A 2,776-nucleotide genomic window follows, 5' to 3' on the forward strand; every position below is an offset into this window, starting at 1 on the left:
TTTTAACCTGTATTGGCTTATCATATGTTAGCCTGTTTATCTGGGCTTCAATTCTTGCTCTTTCTACAAGGGCTCTTGCATCTGCAACCAATCCAGAAGTAGCGCATCCAATATGATCATCTATCCTGAATATTTTTTCTATTGAGGATGGCTCTATGAGGCGAGATGTTATTCTCTTATCAACTATGAGAGCTACTCCTTTTTTGAATTTTATTCCAACAGTTGTTGTTCCTCTCTTTACCGCTTCTCTTGCATACTCTACTTGGAATAGCCTTCCATCAGGGCTGAATACAGTAATTTCCCAATCATAAGCCGCTCTCGGAATCACGCCATCAAAAGAAAAAGGCAAATATTAATTTTTCTACTAAATTTTTTTAATTATAAGCTCAGCAACTTTTTTTCCAGAAAGAAGCATTCCTCCAAAAATTGGTCCCATCCGAGGAGCCCCAAATACAGCATTTGCAGCCATCCCTGTAACATATAATCCTGGAAAAATTTCTTTTGTATTTTCAACGGTCTTTTTTTCTCCTTCATCAGCCCACATCGCCTTTTCTCCTTCTATTTTCTTACTTGGAGTGGCTAAACCATACTTTTTTTCAACAATTCTTGCAATATTGCAGTCGTGCCCTGTTGCATCTATAACACATTTTGCTTCAATCGCAACTGGATCAACATGTAAGCCAGCATCTTTTATAGCACTCCAATTTATAACAACACCATTAATTTTCTCACTTTTAATCATTACATCTTCAATTGTCATTCCATTAAAAATTTTCGCACCACTATCTATAGCGCTTGAAACAAGCTTTGAAACAGCCTCAATAGAATTTGCAACCCAATAATCATCTTTCTTAAAACATTTTATCCCAACTTCTTCAAGCAACTCCTTACCCTGTTTCATAACAATATATGGATAGCCAATTCCTCCGCCCCACATCCCCCCGCCAGGCGCAAGCTTCCTCTCAAAAACAACAACCTTCTTTCCATTTTTTGCAAGATATCTTGCAGCGGTTAGGCCAGAAGGGCCTGCACCCGCTATTGCAACATCCAATTCAAGGCATTCGAGAAATTCTTCTAAAAAGTTTTTAACTATTATTTTTGTTATCTCAATATCTCTTATCATGAAAATTGAAATGAGAAGAAATATATTATTTTTTCTTCTGGAAAAGCGATGGCAAATATATAAAATAAACCCCTTCTCTGTTTATTATTATTGAACCATCTTCAGCTAGTTTTCTAACATTGATTTCATAGTCACCTATCTCCTTTATATTTATGCTTTCTATTCTTTTCTTCATTTCCTCCGCTTCTTTTTCCGCTTTTTCCTTTTCAGTTTCTATTCTCTTTATTATATTTTCTATTTTTTCTCTTTCGCCTTCAAAAAATTTCTCCTTTTCTATTTCCTTTAATATTTTTACTCTTTTTTCAGTTTCAAGAGGTTTTCTGATGTAGTAAAAAAATTTACCCCCACAGTGTGGGCAACCATTTTCAATAATTTTTGTATCCGTATATACTTTTCCACAATTCAAACATTGATGAGCCATTTATCCCGCCTTTATAATTGTTTTTATAACTTCCTTATCCCTATAAATTGTTTTTAGCTTATCAGCTGGTCCAACAATAGTCATTCTATTTCTTTTGCCAAAAAATTTTTGCCAGAAACCTTTTTTTTCCTCCATATAGCTTTCCATTTCTATACCAACAAAACCATCGTTTATATCCTCCATGGTCATCTCTATAAGTTTTGCCTGCTCCTCTGAGGACAAGCCACTTTCAAGAACAAGTATATGTCCTTTCTTAACTTCTTTTAAAATAAACTTTAACTTTTCCTCACTATTTAGATTATTTAACTTTTCCTGTGCAATGAAGCTTATATTTATTTCATTTCCTTTTGCCAAATTTCCTCACCATTGTTTCGTATAACAAATCCATATTTATTCCTTCCAGAGCCGAGATGGGAATTACATCATGTTTTGGAAACGCGGATTTAAGTGTTGCTGGAGTTGAACCATCTAAATCTATTTTGTTTGCAACAATTATAAATGGCAATTCTCTCGCCTCAAGATTTCCAAGTATTGTGATATTAACTTGAGTAAATGGATTTTTTGTGCTATCCATTAAAAGAATGACACCATCAACATTATCAAGCCATTTTATCGCCTCTATGACCCCTTCGGTCGCCTCCTTCGCCCTTTTCTTTGCTTCTTCCTCAACTAAACCATATTCCATGAAATCGTGAAAATCTATTTTTGTTGCTATACCTGGGGTATCAATGATATCAATTGTGAGTGATGATTTTCCATTTTTTATTATAACTTTATCTTTTTTCTGTATTTTTCTTGTCTCATGGGGTATTTCTGATACCTCACCAACAATTTCACCTGTCCAATCTTTTGCAATTCTATTTGCAAGGGTTGTCTTTCCAGCATTCGGCGGACCATATATACCTATTCTAACATGTTTTTTACCAAATAACGAAAGAATAAATCCTGAAATTCTGTCAAGCAACCCCATCCTGAAAATAATAGATGGCAAATATATAAGGTTTGTTAAATTTTTTACTGAGTTACATCGCTTTTTGGAATTTCCTCGGGCAATGAAAAGAATGAAACGATTTCAAGAATTTTTGCTATAAGAATGATTATAAATCCGAGGTTGTCGAACAAATCAATTACATTTAACATATTCATAAAGAAAATTAAAATTATAGGGATAAAAAATAGTCATATATGTCTGGAGGTTATGGCAAATTGCCATTCCAATTACATGTTTCCTT

5 protein-coding genes are annotated in these 2,776 nt (G+C 34.0%); all 5 read right to left on the reverse strand.

Annotation, left to right across the window (positions count from 1 at the left end; translation table 11 throughout):
* Positions 1–328 (reverse strand): proteasome subunit alpha (locus H5T45_07505; protein ID MBC7129544.1); only part of this gene is annotated, 328 nt, incomplete at its 3' end.
* A gap of 36 nt (positions 329–364) precedes the next feature.
* Positions 365–1,123 carry a thiazole biosynthesis protein gene (locus tag H5T45_07510; protein MBC7129545.1) on the reverse strand — a complete coding sequence of 253 codons (759 nt, stop codon included), beginning with the start codon at positions 1,121–1,123 and terminating at the stop codon, positions 365–367.
* Between the two features lie 25 nt (positions 1,124–1,148).
* Entirely contained in the window at positions 1,149–1,544 is a 396-nt protein-coding gene (locus tag H5T45_07515) for a hypothetical protein (protein ID MBC7129546.1), read from the reverse strand.
* On the reverse strand, positions 1,545–1,874 hold the full coding sequence (locus H5T45_07520; protein ID MBC7129547.1) for a DUF2073 domain-containing protein: 330 nt from the start codon (positions 1,872–1,874) through the stop codon (positions 1,545–1,547).
* A gap of 7 nt (positions 1,875–1,881) precedes the next feature.
* Positions 1,882–2,514, reverse strand: a complete 633-nt coding sequence (locus H5T45_07525) for a 50S ribosome-binding GTPase (GenBank protein MBC7129548.1) — start codon at positions 2,512–2,514, stop codon at positions 1,882–1,884.
* Positions 2,515–2,776: the final 262 nt, after the last annotated feature.

The organism is Thermoplasmatales archaeon, from assembly GCA_014361245.1.
Lineage (GTDB): Archaea > Thermoplasmatota > E2 > UBA202 > JdFR-43 > JACIWB01.

Excerpts from the sequence above, each read along its gene's own strand:
- H5T45_07510 (MBC7129545.1), bottom strand. The coding sequence starts at position 1,123 with ATGATAAGAGATATTGAGATAACAAAAATAATAGTTAAAAACTTTTTA.
- H5T45_07515 (MBC7129546.1), bottom strand. The coding sequence starts at position 1,544 with ATGGCTCATCAATGTTTGAATTGTGGAAAAGTATATACGGATACAAAA.
- H5T45_07525 (MBC7129548.1), bottom strand. The coding sequence starts at position 2,514 with ATGGGGTTGCTTGACAGAATTTCAGGATTTATTCTTTCGTTATTTGGT.